This window comes from Ruegeria sp. S84, from assembly GCF_056583445.1.
Genome location: NZ_CM152618.1, coordinates 1,121,268 through 1,138,728 on the forward strand (window position 1 = coordinate 1,121,268; position 17,461 = coordinate 1,138,728).

The 17,461-nt window shown below is 56.7% G+C and carries 15 protein-coding genes and 2 pseudogenes; 9 read left to right on the forward strand and 8 right to left on the reverse strand.

The window, feature by feature from the left end; all coding sequences use genetic code 11:
- Positions 1-86 precede the first annotated feature (86 nt).
- Positions 87-878, forward strand: coding sequence for an FAD binding domain-containing protein (locus AC1DFB_RS05640; protein WP_170510198.1), 792 nt, complete (start codon positions 87-89; stop codon positions 876-878).
- A 47-nt stretch (positions 879-925) separates the two neighbouring features.
- On the opposite strand, the gene AC1DFB_RS05645 is transcribed toward AC1DFB_RS05640, so the two are convergent.
- Positions 926-1,825 (reverse strand): MurR/RpiR family transcriptional regulator, encoded by a 900-nt coding sequence (locus AC1DFB_RS05645; protein ID WP_480922307.1) that lies wholly within the window; start codon positions 1,823-1,825, stop codon positions 926-928.
- A 110-nt stretch (positions 1,826-1,935) separates the two neighbouring features.
- On the opposite strand from AC1DFB_RS05645, the gene AC1DFB_RS05650 reads away from it, so the two are divergent.
- Entirely contained in the window at positions 1,936-2,688 is a 753-nt protein-coding gene (locus AC1DFB_RS05650; protein WP_480922308.1) for a beta-keto acid cleavage family enzyme, read from the forward strand.
- Positions 2,685-4,001 carry an aspartate aminotransferase family protein gene (locus AC1DFB_RS05655; RefSeq protein ID WP_170510190.1) on the forward strand — a complete coding sequence of 439 codons (1,317 nt, stop codon included), beginning with the start codon at positions 2,685-2,687 and terminating at the stop codon, positions 3,999-4,001. Before AC1DFB_RS05650 ends, AC1DFB_RS05655 begins: the two co-directional genes overlap by 4 nt.
- 75 nt (positions 4,002-4,076) lie before the next feature.
- On the opposite strand, the gene infC is transcribed toward AC1DFB_RS05655, so the two are convergent.
- The 6 genes from infC to AC1DFB_RS05685 form a co-directional block, all read right to left on the reverse strand.
- Complete coding sequence (infC, locus tag AC1DFB_RS05660) at positions 4,077-4,667, reverse strand: translation initiation factor IF-3 (RefSeq protein ID WP_310793657.1); 591 nt, start codon at positions 4,665-4,667, stop codon at positions 4,077-4,079.
- A 116-nt stretch (positions 4,668-4,783) separates the two neighbouring features.
- Positions 4,784-5,617 carry a ferredoxin--NADP reductase gene (locus tag AC1DFB_RS05665; protein WP_170393228.1) on the reverse strand — a complete coding sequence of 278 codons (834 nt, stop codon included), beginning with the start codon at positions 5,615-5,617 and terminating at the stop codon, positions 4,784-4,786.
- Positions 5,618-5,722: 105 nt separating this feature from the next.
- Entirely contained in the window at positions 5,723-6,130 is a 408-nt protein-coding gene (locus AC1DFB_RS05670) for a DUF934 domain-containing protein (RefSeq protein WP_170393227.1), read from the reverse strand.
- Positions 6,127-6,888, reverse strand: coding sequence for a phosphoadenylyl-sulfate reductase (locus tag AC1DFB_RS05675; protein ID WP_170595766.1), 762 nt, complete (start codon positions 6,886-6,888; stop codon positions 6,127-6,129). The genes AC1DFB_RS05670 and AC1DFB_RS05675 overlap by 4 nt, the downstream gene beginning before the upstream one ends.
- Positions 6,878-8,542 (reverse strand): nitrite/sulfite reductase, encoded by a 1,665-nt coding sequence (locus AC1DFB_RS05680; RefSeq protein ID WP_480922309.1) that lies wholly within the window; start codon positions 8,540-8,542, stop codon positions 6,878-6,880. Before AC1DFB_RS05680 ends, AC1DFB_RS05675 begins: the two co-directional genes overlap by 11 nt.
- Before the next feature lie 65 nt (positions 8,543-8,607).
- Positions 8,608-8,922, reverse strand: a complete 315-nt coding sequence (locus AC1DFB_RS05685; RefSeq protein WP_170393224.1) for a DUF2849 domain-containing protein — start codon at positions 8,920-8,922, stop codon at positions 8,608-8,610.
- A 245-nt stretch (positions 8,923-9,167) separates the two neighbouring features.
- Here AC1DFB_RS05685 and AC1DFB_RS05690 point away from each other — a divergent pair, with 245 nt between their 5' ends.
- Complete coding sequence (locus tag AC1DFB_RS05690; protein ID WP_010439761.1) at positions 9,168-9,641, forward strand: Lrp/AsnC family transcriptional regulator; 474 nt, start codon at positions 9,168-9,170, stop codon at positions 9,639-9,641.
- Positions 9,642-9,747: 106 nt separating this feature from the next.
- Here the strand turns inward: AC1DFB_RS05690 and AC1DFB_RS05695 are convergent, their stop codons facing one another.
- Positions 9,748-10,929, reverse strand: coding sequence for a cytochrome P450 (locus AC1DFB_RS05695; RefSeq protein ID WP_480922589.1), 1,182 nt, complete (start codon positions 10,927-10,929; stop codon positions 9,748-9,750).
- 46 nt (positions 10,930-10,975) lie between these two features.
- Here AC1DFB_RS05695 and AC1DFB_RS05700 point away from each other — a divergent pair.
- The 5 genes and pseudogenes from AC1DFB_RS05700 (at position 10,976) to AC1DFB_RS05720 (ending at position 17,424) form a co-directional block, all read left to right on the forward strand.
- Positions 10,976-12,708, forward strand: a pseudogene (locus AC1DFB_RS05700) (sensor histidine kinase).
- Positions 12,705-13,935 (forward strand): annotated as a pseudogene (locus AC1DFB_RS05705) (sigma-54-dependent transcriptional regulator). Before AC1DFB_RS05700 ends, AC1DFB_RS05705 begins: the two co-directional pseudogenes overlap by 4 nt.
- A gap of 318 nt (positions 13,936-14,253) precedes the next feature.
- Complete coding sequence (locus AC1DFB_RS05710) at positions 14,254-15,255, forward strand: DctP family TRAP transporter solute-binding subunit (protein ID WP_480438504.1); 1,002 nt, start codon at positions 14,254-14,256, stop codon at positions 15,253-15,255.
- A gap of 115 nt (positions 15,256-15,370) precedes the next feature.
- Entirely contained in the window at positions 15,371-16,048 is a 678-nt protein-coding gene (locus AC1DFB_RS05715) for a TRAP transporter small permease (RefSeq protein WP_170735134.1), read from the forward strand.
- Positions 16,048-17,424, forward strand: a complete 1,377-nt coding sequence (locus tag AC1DFB_RS05720; protein ID WP_170735132.1) for a TRAP transporter large permease — start codon at positions 16,048-16,050, stop codon at positions 17,422-17,424. The genes AC1DFB_RS05715 and AC1DFB_RS05720 overlap by 1 nt, the downstream gene beginning before the upstream one ends.
- Positions 17,425-17,461 lie beyond the last annotated feature (37 nt).

The window sequence follows — 17,461 nt, forward strand, 5'->3', positions numbered from 1 at the left end:
GTGCGAGGGGTCAGCCCCTCGCGCTCCCCGAGATATTTATAGCCAGATGAAGGGCGGATCCGCGCTTTTCGGAAAGGAAGAACGAAATGTACAATTTCGAGTTTGAGAAACCCTCGACCATCGCTGACGCGGTTACTGCGTTGGGAGTTGAGGATGCACAGGCATTGGGGGGTGGGCAAACCCTGATCCCCACAATGAAGCAGCGGTTGGCCGCGCCATCCAAGCTGGTTTCGGTCAATGGAATCGCTGAAATGAAAGGGGTCTGCGTCGAGGATGATGGCTCGGTGGCGATAGGCGGTGCAACAACCCACGCAAATGTGGCCGCTGAAGCTGCTGGTAACTATCCGGCGCTGGCAGCGCTGGCCGGCCAGATCGGTGATCCTGCGGTGCGTAATCGTGGCACTATTGGCGGTTCGATTGCCAACAATGATCCAGCGGCCTGTTATCCGGCGGGAGTGCTGGGTTCAGGCGCGACCATTGTTACCAATAATCGCCAGATAGCGGCGGATGACTTCTTTCAGGGCATGTTCACGACAGCTCTGGAAGAGGGCGAGATTATCACTTCGGTGCGTTTCCCTGTGCCTCAGGCGGCGAGTTATCAGAAGTTTTTGCAGCCCGCGTCTCGGTTTGCGTTGGTCGGGGTTTATCTCGCTCGGTTTGCCAATGGCGTTCGGGTTGCAGTAACCGGCGCAAGCGAGGACGGAGTTTTCCGCTGGGCAGAGGCTGAGGAGGCCCTGAACAAAGAGTTCCGCGCGGACGCTTTGATGGGGCTGCACATCAATCCGATGAACATGATTGGTGATCTGCACGGGAGCAAAACGTATCGGGCGCATCTGGTCACTGTTATGACGAAACGGGCTGTCGAAGCTTGCAGCTGATCTGATTGTTAATCAGCTTTGAGAGCCTCGGTGAAAGCCGGGGCTCTTTATTCTTTCCGAACTCTTGGGGGCTTGGCGGGGCGCCAGTAGGCGCCGGTGTCTTCTCGTGCCGTCTGATAGCGTTCCACGCGGTCACGCGCGGCTGATCCCCCGGCGGCAAAGAGATGACCTAGCAGGCATTCAAGCACTGCCATCGCTCCGGAGAAGCTGGAAAAGTGATGTTGCGCGCGGGTACTTACAGGCAGCACGATGTCAGGGTCAACACCAGGGGCGATGACATCGCTATCCGACAATAACACGATGCGCATTCCGCGTTTACGCGCAAAACGCATGGATTGTATAGTGTCAGAGGAATAGGGGTGAACGGTAATAGCGAAAAGGCAGTCCGCCTCATCGGCCTCGAGCAAATCATCGATGGCTGATCCCATATGTCGCGGGATAAGCTGAAATCCTGGGTGTGCCATCCGACCCGCATAGTGAAGATAATAGGCCAAAGCATAGCTGGCCCGGGTCGCGGTTATGAAACAGCGATTAGCTGCAATCATGTACTCTGTGACCTGTTGCATCAAATCAGGATCGGCCAGTCGCAGGGAGCGGGCTACGACGTTCAGTTCGTTTTGCGCAAACCCAGCTTGCGCGGCGCTGAATTGGTCCCCCGATTTCATGCGATCCAGCCAGCCCTGACCCAGCCGATCTTCTCGGTCTGTGACAAGGGTTTGGCGAAAGGGTCGTCTGAACGACTCAAAACTGTCGAATCCCATGCGTTGTGCCAACCGCACCAAAACATTTGAACTGACACCGATCTTTTCGGCGGTAAGCCGAACCGGGTCGAGCCCGAAATCGCCAGGGTGGTCGATGATGTATTTCGCTGCGGCTTGCATTTGCTGAGGCAGGGTGTCGATTTCGTGCCGAAGCTGCTCGGTCAGTTGGGATGAGGTGTGTTGCATTTGGTAAGAAAAAACAAATGTTATGAAGAATGCAAATTGAAAACGTGAGCGAGGTGTTTAATTCGGGATCGTAAAAAACAGGTGACGGAATGTCTGGGACTGGTTTGAGGATGACGAGAAGGCCATATGTGTTGGTGGCTCCGAACGGGGCGCGACGAGGGCATGGAGATCATCCCGCCCTGCCGATCAAGACTGATGAAATCGTCAAGGTCGCGAAAACGTGCCATAGGGCAGGTGCGCAAGGTCTGCATCTGCATATTCGCGATCAGGCAGGCCAGCATTCGCTTGATGCGGGTTTGTATCGCGAAACCATTGCTGAACTGCGTGCTGCGGTCCCTGACATGGACATCCAGATTACGACAGAAGCCGCTGGCGTTTTCGGCGTTCAAGCACAACTTGCTTGTTTGCAGAGTGTGCGCCCGGACTGGGCTTCGATTTCGGTGCGCGAGATTGCACGCTCGCCCGAGCTTGCGCCAAAGGTCTACGCACTATGCGCGGAACAAGGGACTCGTGTTCAGCATATCCTCTATGATGTCGCTGACGTCGAGTTACTGACCCATTGGCAGGCTGAAGGGGTGGTAAAATCGGATCAGGTCGACCGTCTGCTTGTCCTTGGTCGCTATGCCACGGCGCAGGAATCGAGTCCGAATGATCTGGATGTGTTTCCGCACAGCGCTGATCCATGGATGGTCTGTGCCTTTGGAGGGCAGGAGCATGCGTGCCTGCAAAAGGCCGCGCAGTTGGGTGGCGATGTGCGCGTGGGTTTTGAGAACAGCCTTGCCGGTCCGGATGGACAAACCTGGGCTGACAATGCCGCATCCGTCGCGGCGCTGATTGATCTTCTGAAAAGGACGTCGACATGAGTCACGTATTTCCACGCCATACAAAGTCGGAACTGCCTGAGGCCGCTGGTGGTGACGGCTGTTATCTCATCGACTCAACCGGCCGTCGCTATCTGGATTGTGGTGATGCTGCCGTTTCATGCCTCGGCCATTCCAACGCCGCTGTGGTCAAAGCGGTGCAGGATCAGGTGGCGCAGATTGCGTTTGCGCATACGGGCTTTATGACCTCGGCACCGGCCGAGGCACTGGCCGATCTGCTGATTAAACACTCCCCCGGCGAACTGGACCGGGTCTATTTTGTCTCGGGCGGGTCAGAGGCGACCGAGGCTGCTATCAAACTGGCGCGGCAGTATTATCTGGAAACCGGCCAGCCTGAACGCCGTCATGTCATAGCGCGCCGACAAAGCTATCACGGCAACACTTTGGGGGCACTTTCGGCGGGTGGCAATGAATGGCGGCGGGCGCAGTTTGCACCGATGCTGATCGAGATGACTCATATCGCTCCTTGCTATGAGTACGCCGAAAAGCCTGAGGATGAGAGCAGTTTTGAATATGGTCAGCGCGTTGCGAATGAGCTGGAGGCAGAAATCCTGCGCCTTGGGCCTGAAACGGTCATGGCTTTCATGGCGGAGCCGGTGGTTGGTGCGACGCTTGGGGCTGTTCCGGCAGTCGAGGGGTACTACAAGCGAATCCGTGAAATTTGCGATCAACACGGCGTTCTTCTGATCCTCGACGAAGTAATGTGCGGCATGGGGCGTACCGGGCATTTGTTTGCCTGTGATCATGACGATGTCACGCCGGATATTCTTTGTATCGCCAAAGGGTTGGGGGCTGGGTATCAGCCTATCGGAGCGATGCTGTGTTCGGGTCGAATCTATGATGCGATCCGGGATGGATCGGGCTTCTTCCAGCATGGCCACACCTATATCGGTCATCCGGTTGCGACTGCGGCTGCGCTTGCCGTTGTACAGGAACTTACTTCTCGTGAACTGCCAGCGCGGGCCGGCGTAATGGGGGGCAAATTGCAGAGCATGTTGGAAAACAAGTTTGGCCAACACCCGAATGTCGGGGACATACGGGGCCGCGGCTTATTCCGAGGAATTGAGTTGGTCGAGGATCGGGATACGAAAACTCCGTTTGATCCGTCGCGCGGCCTAGCGGCCAAGATCAAGAAGGCCGCCATGGCCGAGGGATTGATCTGTTACCCGATGTCGGGAACGCGTGATGGACGCAACGGAGATCATATCCTCCTAGCACCGCCCTTTGTCATCGAAGATGACCAACTGGTCGAGCTTGTAGACAAGCTGGATCGGGCGATATCCTCGGTGATCTGATTTAGGCGAGAAGCCAGAAAACAAAGAAGCCCCTCCGATTTCGGAGGGGCTTTTGTCATTCTACAAAAAGAAAACCTACTTCTGTGGCAGCGGGCCAATCATCATGATCATCTGACGGCCTTCCATCTTGGGCATGTTCTCGATCTTGCCCAGATCCTTGACGTCTTCGGCCACACGTTCCAGCAGCTCACGCCCCAGGTTCTGGTGCGCCATCTCGCGGCCCCGGAATCGCAGGGTGACTTTGACCTTGTCGCCGTTCTCAAGAAACTTGAACACGTTGCGCATCTTGACGTCATAGTCATGCGTGTCGGTGTTGGGCCGGAACTTGACCTCTTTCACCTCGATGATCTTTTGCTTCTTGCGGGCTTCGCTTTCGCGTTTCTGCTGTTCGTACTTGAACTTGCCGAAATCCATGATTTTGCAGACCGGCGGGTTCGCGTTGGGCGAAATCTCAACCAGATCGAGGCCGACATCGGCGGCCATCTGCATGGCCTTTGCGGGATGAACCACCCCGACATTTTCACCTTCGGCGCCAATCAGGCGAATTTCGGGAGCACGGATCTTGTCATTGACGCGCGGGCCGGTATCTCGCTGTGGCGGCGCGTTGTGAGGTCTGCGGGCTATGGGTTCATTCCTTTGATGATTGCAGAATTTCGAGCCCGGAATTTAGACCGGGCTGAGAGGTGTTTCAAGCGGCATAAATTGCAAGCCGCATGAATTTTCCATGAATTTCGTGAGTTTTTGCCGGTTTAGGGTGTCGATAACTCCACCGGCAAACCCCATTAGCCCACAAATGCCTTTTCAATCACGAATTCCTTGGGTTCGGAATTGGCACCCTCTCGCAAGCCGAACTCTTCCAGAATTGCTTTGATGTCATGGTTGAAGGCAAGGCTGCCACAAACCATCGCGCGATCAGTGTCTGGCTTGATACCACCTTCGATGCCCAGATCGGCAAATACTGTGCCGTCTTTCAACAGCTCGGTTATACGGCCCATCTTTGGGCTCTCTTCCCGCGTGGTGGTGGGGTAATAGCGAATCTTGTCGGCGAAACCGTCACCAATCAGTTCGGCCAGCAACTCGTCCTGTTTGACGCTCTCGATCAACTCGCGACCGTAATCCAGTTCAGCTACGTCGCGGCAGGTATGGGTGATGATAACCTCGTCATAATCCTCATAGGTCTGCGGTTCACGCAGCAGCGACGCGAAGGGCGCAAAGCCTGTGCCAGTGGCGAAGAACCAGATGCGCTTGCCGGGCAGCAATGCGTCATGCACCAGCGTGCCAACGGGTTTAGGCCGAAGGATGATCTGATCACCAGGCTGGATGTGCTGCAGTTTTGAGGTCAGCGGGCCATCCTGCACTTTGATCGAGTAGAATTCCAGTTCCTCATCCCATGAAGGCGAGGCGATGGAATAGGCGCGCAGCAGCGGTTTGCCGTTGTCGCCCAGCAGGCCGATCATCACGAACTCACCCGAGCGGAAACGAAGCGATGCAGGGCGCGACACCTTGAAAGAGAACAGGCGGTCGGTCCAATGTTTGACCTCGGTCACAGTCTGGGCGTCGGGCAGGACGGGGGCCTTAACGGCGGTTGCTTCACTCACGGATTTCATCTCTGTCATCATTTCACTGCCGGTCTGCTAAACCGGTATCTCCGTTTAATCTTTGATCCAAGTCAGGAAAAGGGGCAGATTGCCCCTTTCGTATCACAGGTTGGCGATGGCGGGTCAGCCGCGCAGGCGGGCCTGGTAGTTGTTGTCCTGCCAATTGGCCCGGGCCAACCACTGATCTTCGGGCTGCCGGTTCGCCAAGGTGTCATCAATTTCGACTTCGTCAAAGCCGCTACGACGCGCCATGGCGTATTGGTCTGCAAGAACATGGCCTTTTGCCCGCAGGCGACCCGTATAACCTTTCAGACGCAGAACACGCGCGATGGTGAAACCGCGCCCATCCGCTGAGGATGGAAAGTCCACGCGCACCATCTGGGCGCTGCCCAGCCGGTCAAACAGTTCATCGGGGTCAGTGTCCGAGGCGATATCCAGTGCAACCACGTCATTCGCTGCATCGTCCAGCGTGACATAGCCATCGGTCCAATCATCGGGGGCAAAGCCCTCGTCGTTTACGATTACGTTCATGTTTTCTCTCCGATGCGCACCATTTTTCCATCAACAAAATGGATGCCGCATTCTTCCTTGTTCTGATCGCGCCAGCGCCCGGCGCGGGGGTCTTCGCCTTCTTTGACCGGCGAAGTGCAGGGCGCACAGCCGATCGAGGGGTATCCTTTGGCCACCAGCGGATGCCGGGGCAGGTTGTTTTCTTCCATATAGGCGCGCACATCGTTGGGCGCCCAGTGGGCCAAGGGGTTGACCTTGATCCGGCCGGTTCCGTCCTCGACCTCGAAAAAGTCCAGCGCGGCACGGGTGCCGGACTGAAACCGTTTGCGCCCGGTGATCCAGCCACAATACCCGGTCAGAGCTTTCTGCAGCGGGAAGGTCTTGCGCAGGTTACAGCAGGCATCGGTGTCACGCAGACGCAACGCGCCATAAGGATCGTCGCGCTGAACATCTTCATCCTCGGCGCGGATGATCTGCACATTGCGCAGGCCCAGACGCTCGCTGACCTCCTGCTGGTATTCCAGCGTTTCGGCAAACAGCATCTGGGTGTCCACGAACAGCACTGGGGTCATCTTGTCGACCACTGCAGCCATATGCAGCAACACCACCGATTCCGCGCCAAAGCTGGAGACCAGAGCAAGCTCCTCGATCTCGTCCAATGCGCCATGCATCACATCATGGGCACTGTGGTGGCGGAAGCGGGCGTTCAGCGCCTCGACCTTTTCGGTCAGTTCGGCGCGATCAGCCCCCAGTTCCGTTTGGATCAGGTCAAGCGGCATTGGCCTGTGCCTCGGGGTAAAGCGCCGCTTTGAACGGTGCCATGCCAACGCGGCGATAGGTCTGCAAGAAGGTCTCTTCCGCGCTGTCGCGCTGCTCCAGATATGTGTCGACAATGCGCTCGACCGCCGGAACGATCTCGTCATAGGCGAAGCCCGGGCCAGTACGATCACCGATGGCTGCGGATTCAGTACCGTCACCACCCAGAGTGATCTGGTAGTTTTCGACGCCAGCGCGGTCCAGGCCAAGAATGCCGATGTGACCCACATGGTGGTGACCACAGGCGTTGATGCAGCCTGAAATCTTGATCTTCAGGTGACCGATATCATGCTCCAGTTTCAGGTCTTCGAACCGGGTCGCGATTTCCTGCGCCACGGGAATCGAACGTGCCGTCGCCAGTGCGCAGTAATCCATACCAGGACAGGCGATAATGTCGCTGATCAAGCCGATATTTGCGGTGGCCAGCTCATGCTCTTTCAGCTTCGCATGGATCGTGGGCAGGTCGGATTTGTGGACATGCGGCAGGATTACGTTCTGCTCATGGCTGATACGCAGTTCGTCATAGGCGAACTCTTCGGCCAGATCGGCCATCACGCGCATCTGCTCGGCAGTCGCATCGCCCGGCGTCTGGCCGTGCTTCTTGATCGAGATCGTGACGATCGCGTGGTCCGCGTTCTTGTGCGGCGCGATGTTGGTGTCGACCCACGAACGGAAGACCGGATCGTTGGTGTAGGCACTCTCGAACGAGGCAACCGAACCATCACGGAAGGCCGGAGGCGCAAAGTGGCCCTTGATTTCTTCCAGCAGGTTCATATCCGCGCCTTTGAATTGCGGGCGAACCTTCAAAAAGCGTTCGTTCACTTTGGCACGGATGGCGTCGATGCCGTGCTCATGCACGGTGATCTTGATACGTGCCTTGTACTTGTTGTCGCGACGGCCGATCTGGTTCCACACGGAAACGGTGGCCTCAAGATAGGCCAGCAGGTCGTCAAAGGCGACGAATTCCGATAGCTCTTTGCCGATCATGGGCGTACGGCCCAGACCACCGCCAACGATGACGCGGGCACCCAGAACGCCATCACGCTCAACCAATTGCAGACCGATGTCATGCGCCTTGATCACGGCGCGGTCATTCTCGCTGCCGGTGATGGCGATCTTGAATTTGCGGGGCATGAACTGGAATTCAGGGTGGTCGGTTGACCACTGGCGCAGCAGTTCGGCATAGGGGCGCGGATCAGCGACTTCATCCGCGGCGGCACCGGCGAAATGATCGGCGGTCACGTTGCGGATGGTGTTACCCGAGGTCTGGATGGCGTGCATGCCAACCTCGGCCAGTGCGTCCAGCATATCCGGCACGTCGTTCAGCTTCGGCCAGTTGTACTGAATGTTCTGACGGGTGGTAAAATGGCCGTAACCTTTGTCCCATTTCTCGGCCAGCAAAGCGAGCTGACGCATCTGAGCACTGGACAGCGTGCCATATGGAATAGCGACCCGCAGCATATAAGCGTGCAATTGCAGATACAGACCATTCATCAGGCGCAGTGGCTTGAATTCGTCTTCAGTCAGCGAACCGTCAATGCGACGCTCAACCTGCGCACGGAACTGCGCGTTGCGTTCTGCCAAAAATGCTGTGTCGAACTCGGAGTAGCGATACATGTTTAGCTGTCCTTAGTTGCAGCCCCGGACCCGGGGCCTTGAAGGGGAGAGAGAATGGCCTGAGATCAGGCCCGAGGCTGCGGGGAGGTTTCCTGTTTGCCGTGGGCATAGTTGGACGGACCAGTCCGGCGGAAATCCTCCCGAAAGTGGGTGGGTTCGGGGCCGTTTTCTCCGGCCACCGCGTCGGCAAGATAGGCGCCGACGATCTTGTTGGCCTGACGCGCGGCATCCAGCAGACGAACCTGCGCGTGAGCTTCGTCCGTGATCAGTTCGGCATCGGACAACTCGCGCGACCACCGGTCATCTTCGGTCTGGTAAATCACATCACCTTCCAACAAGTCGTTGGCGGTGACGACTTTGGGGGTAAAAGCGCGGGCCATCAGGCAAGCTCCTTATTGAAAACCGAGACTTTGTGCGGGTATTGCGCAACTCGGGCGACGCCGGGTTTGTGAATGCGCATATTTGTTTGTTTGACCTGCATCGGATCATCTCGTGACTGAATTGACTTGTGTGCCAATATAGGAAATATTCCCGCCAAATCGCCATATGCGTGAAGAAATAAGAACAGATGTTCTATCTGCGGCGAGTGGAAGAAGGTTTGTTCTGAATTGGAAGGGAAATTGGAATGTCGGTGCGAATAGACGACACGGATCGGAAAATTCTAGCCGAGCTGCAACGGGATGCCAGCCAGTCGCTTGACGAAATCGCAGCCCGTGTAGGGAGCTCCAAGACGCCGGTTTGGAATCGCATTCGCAAGCTGAAGGGGGCAGGGGTCATTGGCCAGCAGACCGTATTGCTGGATGCCGAAGCGTTGGGCTTTGAGGCCACATTCTTTGTGCTGATCCGTACGTCGGAACATGAGGCTGAGTGGCAGCAGAAGTTCCTGAAAGCGTTGCGCGATCGTCCAGAGGTTCAGGAAGCGCACCGTTTGGCTGGAGACATCGATTACATTCTGAAAGTGCGCGTCAAGAACGCGCGTGCGTATGATGCGTTTTATCAGGCGTTGATTTCAGAGGTACGGGTGCACAACGTCACAGCCTTGCTTTCGATGGAAGAGATCAAATCGACCACAATGCTGCCATTGAAGTCTGTCGGATAGTTTGAAGCGTGAATGGGGGCGCCGCCCCCGCCGCCCGAAGGCGACTCCCCCAAGATATTTATGGCCAGATGAAGAACGGATCCGGGTTTCTTGACAGGATATTAAGTCAGACCGTTACCATGAGTTTGGTCAGCCCGTGGAAATGGTAGCTGTCCGAATATTGCGGCTCTGCCGTCAGCTTTAGCTTTGGGCATTGCTGGAACAGCATGGGCAGGGCGATCCGCATCTCAAGCCGGGCCAGCGGAGCGCCTACACAGAAGTGAAGGCCACCACCAAAGCTAGCATTGGCGCTTACATCTCGCATTGGGTCGAATGTATCGGGTTGGGACCAAGCAGCAGGGTCGCGATTGGCTGCGCCCAGAAGCAAGGCAACTTCGTCACCACGCGCAAAGCGGTGACCGAAGAGTTCAATATCTTCATAGGCATAGCGTCTGAACATGTGCAGTGGTGGATCGAAACGCAGGATTTCCTCGACTGCGCCGTCGATGGTGCCGGGCGTCAGGACATACTGCTGTGTACCCGTCGTCAACATAGTCTTCACGCCATTGCCGATGGCGTGCACGGTGGCTTCGTGACCGGCGTTCAGCAACAAAATGCAGGTCGTGATCAGCTCGTCCCGCGAGAGTTTTTCACCATCTTCCTCTGCCGCGATCAACCGGGTGATCAGATCGTCATGCGGGTCAGTGCGGCGTTTTTCGATGTATTCTTCGAGATAGGTGGTAAAGGCTTGTGTGGCACGGACGGCTTCGTCTTCGGTCTGGCGCGTCCGGTTTGCCTGATACATGGCCACCATGGCGTGCGACCACTGCAACAGTTGCGGTGCCATGTCTTCTGGCACACCAGCCAGACGGCAGATCGTGATCACGGGGACCTGGGTGCAATAGGCCTCCAGCAGATCGAAGGGGCCAGCGGGGAACTGCTTGATCAAATCGTGGCACAACTGTTCAGTGGACCCCTCAAGTGCCGTGATCGCGCGAGAGGTAAACGCCCGCAGTACCAGAGAACGCAATCGAGTATGACGCGGGGGTTCAAGCTCTAACATCGAATGGGATTCGACTTCTAGCCAGGGTGCAAGATGCTCTGGGCCGGGTTTTGCAAGTTCCGCCGGGATTTCACGCCCGAAGCGCCGATCGCGCAGCAGAATTTGCACCGCTTTGTGCGAGACAGCCGCGACAAGGCCGTAGTCTTTCCAGTAGAACAGATCGCCCGACTGACGTGCGCTGTCATAAAAGGGGTATGGGTTTTGCACGAATGCCGGGTCGGTCGGGGATTGGGTCAGCGTCTTCATGCGGTGCAGACTTGCCATGGCGGCTGCTGAATGCAAGACCCTAGATATGCAACGTTTTTGGATCATAGCCGGTTTCTTATGCGCGGTCGGATTGCTGTCAGCGGCGGTCTGGACTTATGGCTATCGTCAGGCCCTGTCGCAACTGAGCGAGAAGGCCGAGGCTGATTTGGAACTGGCCGCCGACCGTCTGAGCACGCAAATGCAGGTCTATCAGGAAGTGGCCGCCTTGATGGCGGATCATCCTGCTTTGCAGGAGCTAGAAACATCAGAACAGCAACGGGCCGCCCGAAAGGTGCTGCTGGATGTGGCAGACAAAACCGCTGCCGTTAACGTTATGTACCTGAATCCGGAGGGTCAGGTTCTTGTCGCGGCCCAACCGGTGACGCAGCGCGATATGTCCGCACATCCGGCCTTCGAGCGCGCCATGCAAGGTGCCTTGGGCAGCGCGCATGGGGTCGAAGACGCAAGCGGCGATCGCATCTATTCATATGCGGCCCCTGCATTTGGGGAATTGGGGCAGATACAAGGCGCGTTGATGGTTCTGGCCGATGTGCAGGACGTTGAACAAACTTGGCGCGGTAGCACCGATGCGGTGTTTTTCGTTGATACGGATGGGGTTGTCTTTATCTCGAACCGTTCGGATCTGCTGCTATGGCGCCGCGGGCAAGGGCAGCAAGGCCTGATGTCACCAGAAGGTGAGAATGTCGATTTCGCCTCAACCTGGATTGCGGGATATGAAGTGTGGAAGCTCGATTGGGGTCGCTATCTGCCCCGTCGCGCCTTGCATCTAACGCTCGATCTTCCGGTGATTGCGATGACCGCAGAGATGCTGGTTGATGTCGCCCCGGCGCGCCGGTTGGCGGGGTTGCAGGCGGCGGCGGTTGCGGCGATCTGTTTCGCCTTTGGTGCTTTGTTGTTTCTGGCCTCGGAACGCCGTCGGACACTTGCAGAGGCAAATACCGTGCTGGAAAGCCGGGTCGCGCAACGCACGCGCGCCTTGACGGCGGCTAATAGCGCTTTGCGCCACGAAGTTGCCGAGCGGCAGGAGGCGGAGGCCGCGCTCAAACAAGCGCAGGCCGATTTGGTTCAGGCTGGTAAGTTGAGCGCTTTGGGCAAGATGTCGGCTGGCATCAGTCATGAATTGAACCAGCCCTTGATGGCGATTCAGCAGTTCGCCGACAACGGGTCCGCCTTTCTTGAGCGCGGCAAGGGCCAGAGAGCTGGCGAAAATCTGGGCCGTATTTCCGATATGGCCGCACGCATGGCGCGGATCATCAAGAACCTGCGGGCTTTTGCGAGAAATGAAAGCGAACCAATGGGGCGCGTTGATCTGGTCCAGGTTCTGAACACTGCCACCGAATTGACCGAGGCGCGCCTGCGCGATGAGAATGTCGCGTTGGAGTGGGTGCCGCCAAAGGATGCGGTCTATGCTTGGGGTGGAGAGGTGCGACTGGTACAGGTGTTTGTCAACCTAATCAATAATGCAGCGGATGCGATGGTCGATCGACCGACGCGCAGGATATTGGTCACTCTGTCAGGGGGAAGCCTATTCGCGTGTCGGTGCGGGATACCGGACCCGGCATCGAGGACCCCGACCGCGTGTTTGAGCCGTTCTACACCACAAAAACAGTTGGGACGTCCGAGGGGATGGGTCTGGGGCTGTCGATATCCTACGGTCTGGTTCAGAGCTTCGGGGGGGATATTCGCGGTGCCAACACGGACGAGGGTGCTGAATTCACGGTTGAACTGGAACCCTTTGAAGAAGATGAGGCAGCATGATCCGCAAAGTGCTTTTGGTCGATGATGATGCCGCCGTACGTGAGGCCTTGGCGCAAACCCTCGAATTGGCCGAGTATGAACCGGTCACCGCGGGATCTTTCGTGGCCGCAAAGGATCATATTCATCGTGACTTCGGCGGTGTGATCATCTCGGATATTCGCATGCCGGGGCGGGATGGGTTTCATCTGCTCGCATACGCGCGCGAGGTTGATCCTGAGCTTCCGGTGGTATTGCTGACAGGTGAAGGCGATATCCCGATGGCGGTACAGGCCATGGGGCAGGGAGCATTTGATTTTCTGGAAAAGCCCTGTGCAGCAGCGGATTTATTGGCGGTACTCGAACGAGCCTTTGTCGCGCGCGCAGAAATTCTGCAGGAACGCGAGCAACGGCGCGAACTTGAGCGTGGCGATCCCGCAGCACGCATGCTGTTTGGGTTGTCAGATCAAGCCGAGGCCTTGCGTGAGCGAGTGCGGAGCGTAGCGCCAACACGGGCCGAGGTACTGGTTACCGGGCCAGCGGGTAGCGGAGTTTCAAAGGTCGCTGAAGTTGTCCATCTGATGTCTCCGGTTGGACAGGGGCCATTTGTCAAACGCCCTGCCTCAGGCCTGAACCCGGATGATTTATTGCGTGTCTGCAAGGACGCGGCAGGCGGATCGCTGTATCTGGATGAGATCTCGGCGATGTCGGATGCCACGCAATACGCCGCGCTGGAACTGATCGAACAAGGGACGGAAGCCAGAATCATCGCAGGGGCAACGGCCGATTTGTCGGACCTTACTGCACAGGGAAGGTTCAATGCCGATCTGTTCTATAGGTTGGATGTCATGCGGGTGCAGAATCCCGGCCCTGTCAGAACGGCCCGAGGATATCCCCGTCATCTTTCGCCGCTATGTGGCGCAGGCCGCTGAGCAGGCCGGGATTGCGGAACCTGAAGTGACACCCGAGCATCTGGCCTCGCTGATGGCGCAGGATTGGCCGGGCAATGCCCGATCGTTGATGTCGGCGGCAATGCGGTTTGTGTTGGGGATGCCGGATGAGGTTGCACAGGCCGCTGATCTGGGGTTGAGCGAGCAATTGGCGCGTGTTGAGAGGTCTTTGCTGATTGCAGCCCTTGGGCGCCACAATGGCAAGGCTGCGGATGCCGCCAAGGCACTGAAGCTGCCGCGCAAAACTTTTTATGACAAGCTGACCCGCTACCACATTAGGCCAGAAGACTATCGTCGTTAGCAAAACACTTCCGCTAGGGCGAGCCGCGGCTGCGCTGCGTCTTAAGCGAGCGATTCGCTCGCATCGATTCGGATATTGTGCGGAAATTCGCACAAGGTGCTGACTGCCTGTGCGAAAAATCGCACAGCGTAGTTCTGCCGAAACACCAGATTTATAACGAACATAATTTAACCGTAAGAAATTATTCGGAAAAAACAGATTTCAGCAACATCTAAACAAAATGTTGAGAGTGAGGAGCCGATTCGGTTCACTCCGCAACATACGGCGCTGATTGAGCGCTCGATGGAAGTTTTAGGGAAGTCTGGGAGGATAAGACTGATGAAATTCCTGACAACGGCAGCAACTGCAATCGCACTGTCCGTGACAGCGACCGCTGGTGTAGCAGCTTGCGATGATGGCGAGATCGTCGTGAAGTTTGCGCATGTGACCAATACGGACAAACACCCCAAGGGCATCGCCGCTTCGCTGCTTGAGCAGCGCGTCAATGACGAAATGAACGGCGTGATGTGCATGGAGGTTTATCCGAACTCCACTCTTTACAACGATGACAAGGTTCTTGAAGCGATGCTGCAGGGCGACGTGCAGTTGGCCGCACCCTCGCTGTCGAAGTTTGAGAAGTTTACAAAGCAATTCCGCCTGTTCGATCTGCCGTTCATGTTCAAGAACATCGATGCTGTGGATGCGTTCCAAGCCTCGGCTGATGGTCAGGCGATGAAAGACAGCATGCAGCGCCGCGGCCTTCAAGGGCTGGCATTCTGGCACAATGGCATGAAGCAGATGTCTGCGAACAAGCCGTTGGAAGATCCTTCGGATGCGAACGGCCTGAAGTTCCGCGTTCAGTCTTCGGACGTATTGGTTGCCCAGATGGAAGCAATTGGTGGCAGCCCTCAGAAGATGGCGTTCTCGGAAGTGTACGGTGCTCTGCAACAGGGCGTTGTGGACGGGCAGGAAAACACCTGGTCGAACATCTACGGCAAGAAGTTCTTCGAGGTGCAGGACGGCATCACAGAAACGAACCACGGTATCATCGATTATCTGGTTGTAACCTCAGTTGACTGGCTGGACAGCCTGGAGCCTGAAGTTCGCGATCAATTCCTGACGATTCTCGCCGAAGTGACCGAGACCCGTAATAAGGAGGCCTTTTCCGTAAACGAAGCTGCCAAGGCTTCGATCACTGACGCAGGGGGCATCATCCGGGAACTGAACCCCGAGCAGCGCCAGGCCTGGGTCGATGCGATGAAGCCAGTCTGGGACAAATTTGCCGGTGACGTTGGTCAGGACAAGATCGACGCCGCACAGGCGATCAACGCCGGGTTCTGATCCCGGTTCAAGCCACGCGTCCGGGGACTGGGGAGTTATGGACGCATAGGCTGGGCGGGCCTTAATGGCCCGCCACACTCCCACCACTCTCATCAAAAAATGCGGGGACAGAGAGATGTCTGGTGCGAAACCCGGCCAAGGCGGGCTGGTCGACCATATCGAAGAAACCATGATTGCGTGCCTGTTGGGTCTGATGACAATTGTCACCTTCGCCAATGTGATCGCGCGGTTTGTATTCAATTCTAACATTCTTTGGGCGCTGGAACTGACAGTATTCACCTTCGGTTGGTTGGTGCTGCTGGGTGCGTCTTATGCAGTGAAAAAGCATGCACATCTGGGTGTTGATGCGATCCTGAACATGCTGGCCCCCGCGCCACGCCGGGTTTTGGCGCTGATAGCCGTGGCTTGCTGTCTGGTGTTTTCTCTGCTCCTGCTCAAGGGTTCGTATGACTACTGGGCAGTGTTTGCCGATCTGCCGCCCACCTCGGGTCGCTGGTTTCCGACCGGCTTTGACATGAGTGCGCGCAGCCAGAGCTTCTATGAAGTTGATGATATCCCGATGGTCGCGCCGCTGCGGTTTCTGGAAGATATGATCAACTATGGCGAATATTACGAGAAACTGCCCAAGGTCGTTCCGTATTTCGTTCTGCCTCTTTCGATGTTGCTGCTGGTGATCCGTTTCGCACAGGTCGCAGGACAGATTTGGCGCGGTGAAACTGATCGCCTTGTAGCTAGCCACGAGGTTGAGGACGAGATCGAAGAAGTCCGCGCCCAGCAGGGGGAGCATGACTGATGGACGTCGTACTACTTTTCTCGATGGTCATTGGCCTATTGTTGATCGGAGTTCCGATTGCGGTGGCACTTGGTCTCAGCTCGACCCTATTCCTGCTGATCTATTCCGACAGCTCATTGGCTTCGGTCGCTGGCACCCTGTTCGAGGCATTTGAGGGGCATTTCACCCTCTTGGCTATCCCGTTTTTCATTCTCGCGTCATCTTTCATGACCACAGGTGGAGTGGCGCGGCGGATCATCCGGTTCTCGATCGCTTGTGTGGGGCACTTGCCCGGAGGTCTGGCAATTGCTGGCGTCTTCGCGTGTATGTTGTTTGCGGCCTTGTCGGGGTCGTCTCCGGCGACAGTTGTGGCAATCGGATCGATCGTCATCGCTGGCATGCGTCAGGTGGGCTATTCCAAGGAATTCGCCGCCGGTGTGATCTGTAACGCAGGGACACTGGGCATTCTGATTCCGCCATCAATCGTGATGGTGGTCTATGCGGCGGCCGTGGAGGTTTCGGTCGGGCGGATGTTCCTTGCGGGCGTTATTCCGGGTTTGATGGCTGGTCTGATGCTGATGATCACCATTTACGTCATGGCCAGGGTCAAGAACCTTCCCAAAGGCGATTGGAAAGGTTGGGGTGAGGTCTTCACGTCAGCACGCGAGGCCGGTTGGGGTCTGTTCCTGATCGTCATCATCCTCGGCGGTATCTACGGAGGTATCTTTACCCCGACCGAGGCCGCGGCTGTTGCTGCCGTCTATGCGTTCTTGATCGCAAGTTTTGTCTACAAGGATATGGGTCCGCTCAGCACCGAAGGCGATGCGCAGAACATCTCGCTGCTCAAGAAACCCTATGCGTTGATCACGGCCTTTGTGCACCCCGACACCAAGCATACGCTGTTCGAGGCCGGCAAGCTAACCGTTACGCTGCTTTTTGTGATCGCCAACGCGCTGATCCTGAAACATGTGCTGACGGATGAGCAGGTGCCCCAGCATATCGCAAGCGCCATGCTATCGGCGGGTCTGGGGCCGGTGACTTTCCTGATTGTGGTCAACGTAATCCTGCTGATCGGTGGCCAGTTCATGGAGCCCTCAGGTCTGCTGGTCATTGTGGCCCCGCTGGTCTTCCCGATTGCTATCGAGTTGGGTATCGACCCGATCCATCTGGGCATTATCATGGTGGTCAATATGGAGATCGGGATGATCACGCCTCCGGTCGGGTTGAACCTGTTCGTAACCTCGGGCGTGGCGGGTATGCCGATGATGAGTGTTGTGAAGGCAGCGTTGCCGTTCTTGGCCGTGCTGTTCGTCTTCCTCATCATGGTTACGTATATCCCGTGGATTTCGACATTCCTGCCCAACACATTCATGGGGCCTGAGATCATAACCAACTAGATCGGTTAAACCGAGCATGTGAACCGGGCGGTGTAAT

Excerpts from the sequence above, each read along its gene's own strand:
- AC1DFB_RS05695 (WP_480922589.1), bottom strand. The coding sequence starts at position 10,929 with ATGAAGACGCTGACCCAATCCCCGACCGACCCGGCATTCGTGCAAAAC.
- AC1DFB_RS05715 (WP_170735134.1), top strand. The coding sequence starts at position 15,371 with ATGTCTGGTGCGAAACCCGGCCAAGGCGGGCTGGTCGACCATATCGAA.
- AC1DFB_RS05665 (WP_170393228.1), bottom strand. The coding sequence starts at position 5,617 with ATGACAGAGATGAAATCCGTGAGTGAAGCAACCGCCGTTAAGGCCCCC.
- AC1DFB_RS05710 (WP_480438504.1), top strand. The coding sequence starts at position 14,254 with ATGAAATTCCTGACAACGGCAGCAACTGCAATCGCACTGTCCGTGACA.
- AC1DFB_RS05690 (WP_010439761.1), top strand. The coding sequence starts at position 9,168 with ATGTCGGTGCGAATAGACGACACGGATCGGAAAATTCTAGCCGAGCTG.
- AC1DFB_RS05720 (WP_170735132.1), top strand. The coding sequence starts at position 16,048 with ATGGACGTCGTACTACTTTTCTCGATGGTCATTGGCCTATTGTTGATC.
- AC1DFB_RS05685 (WP_170393224.1), bottom strand. The coding sequence starts at position 8,922 with ATGGCCCGCGCTTTTACCCCCAAAGTCGTCACCGCCAACGACTTGTTG.
- AC1DFB_RS05675 (WP_170595766.1), bottom strand. The coding sequence starts at position 6,888 with ATGCCGCTTGACCTGATCCAAACGGAACTGGGGGCTGATCGCGCCGAA.
- AC1DFB_RS05680 (WP_480922309.1), bottom strand. The coding sequence starts at position 8,542 with ATGTATCGCTACTCCGAGTTCGACACAGCATTTTTGGCAGAACGCAAC.
- AC1DFB_RS05645 (WP_480922307.1), bottom strand. The coding sequence starts at position 1,825 with ATGCAACACACCTCATCCCAACTGACCGAGCAGCTTCGGCACGAAATC.
- AC1DFB_RS05640 (WP_170510198.1), top strand. The coding sequence starts at position 87 with ATGTACAATTTCGAGTTTGAGAAACCCTCGACCATCGCTGACGCGGTT.
- AC1DFB_RS05655 (WP_170510190.1), top strand. The coding sequence starts at position 2,685 with ATGAGTCACGTATTTCCACGCCATACAAAGTCGGAACTGCCTGAGGCC.
- AC1DFB_RS05670 (WP_170393227.1), bottom strand. The coding sequence starts at position 6,130 with ATGAACGTAATCGTAAACGACGAGGGCTTTGCCCCCGATGATTGGACC.
- AC1DFB_RS05650 (WP_480922308.1), top strand. The coding sequence starts at position 1,936 with ATGACGAGAAGGCCATATGTGTTGGTGGCTCCGAACGGGGCGCGACGA.